The organism is Fusibacter paucivorans (assembly GCF_018390735.1).
In the GTDB taxonomy this organism is placed as follows: Bacteria; Bacillota; Clostridia; order Peptostreptococcales; family Acidaminobacteraceae; genus Fusibacter; species Fusibacter paucivorans.
Map to the genome: position 1 here is coordinate 1 of NZ_JAHBCL010000094.1, position 1,154 is coordinate 1,154.

General features: G+C 39.2%; 1 protein-coding gene. It reads left to right on the forward strand.

What is annotated here, in order from left to right:
* The first annotated feature begins 635 nt into the window (after positions 1–635).
* Complete coding sequence (locus tag KHM83_RS19590; protein WP_246543221.1) at positions 636–1,043, forward strand: reverse transcriptase domain-containing protein; 408 nt, start codon at positions 636–638, stop codon at positions 1,041–1,043.
* The last annotated feature ends 111 nt before the right edge of the window (positions 1,044–1,154 follow it).

A 1,154-nucleotide genomic window follows, 5' to 3' on the forward strand; every position in this document is an offset into this window, starting at 1 on the left:
CTTTTCTGACAAATACAAAACTGTTAATGCATAAACTTGGGAAGCGCCGTATACGAGACCCGTACGTACGGTGCTGTGGGAGGTCGGGAAAGTTATTTAACTTTCTCTCCTACCCGATTGCCAGGCATGGCACTAATCTAACTGGTGCAAGTCCAGTCACGGGTATTTACCGCCAAGTGTAGTGAACCACAAGTTGGTGCCAGTAATGGTATGGATGAAGGAAGTGGTGTAACGAAGTTCTTGAGCCTACGAACAGAAACTTGATAAGGCGATTAGGTGGGTGAGGTTGCAAGACAAACTTAAGCCCAAAAGGTAAACGTAAACCGAAGTTGTAAATCAAGAGGTTGTGGAATGAAAGATTAGTGTCTTACCCTGGGAGACCCTACCCACATATCAAAGAGATAAATCTCTTTAAGATATGGTCGAAAAAGGTTTGGGGAGGGAGTCAGATGAAGTCATAGTAGGCATAACAGCTGAAGGACTGAAGCGATTTATAGTACAAATCGCTACTTATAAAATAATACATTAGCCAGAAATCAGATGAATAAGAAGAGTAGGAACGTAACCGAGGGATATTATTTATATCGGAAGGGGCGATGTGTAGGAATCTTATAGTAGAAAGAGGAGTAACAACAATGGAATTAATGGAAGTGATATTAACAAAGGAAAATCTAAACCGAGCCTATAAAAAGGTAGTTGCTAATAAAGGTGCAAGCGGGATAGATGAAATTACTGTGGAAGAATTGGGAAGCTATATCAAAGAAAATCAGGAAGCTATTATCAATTCGCTTAGAAACAGGACTTATTTACCAAAACCTGTACGAAGAGTATATATACCGAAAGATAATGGTAAGAAAAGACCTTTAGGAATACCAACTGCATTAGACAGAACAATTCAGCAAGCAGTAGCACAGCCAATATCAGACATCTACGAAAAGATATTTAGTGAATACAGTTATGGATTTCGTCCTAACAGAAGTTGTCACGACGCAATCAAACAAGCATTAGAATACTTAAACAGTGGAAATGAATGGGTGTTTTAGCCCACGTGATTTGACTTTGCCTTGCTCTTTGTCTTTGTCAATGCCACGATGAAATAGATCACTTGTTTTGCCGTAGTCATTTGTTACAATACATGTAGCATATATGTATTG

Bases quoted from the DNA above. Each gene is read 5' to 3' on its own strand.
- KHM83_RS19590 (WP_246543221.1), top strand. From the start codon at position 636: ATGGAATTAATGGAAGTGATATTAACAAAGGAAAATCTAAACCGAGCC.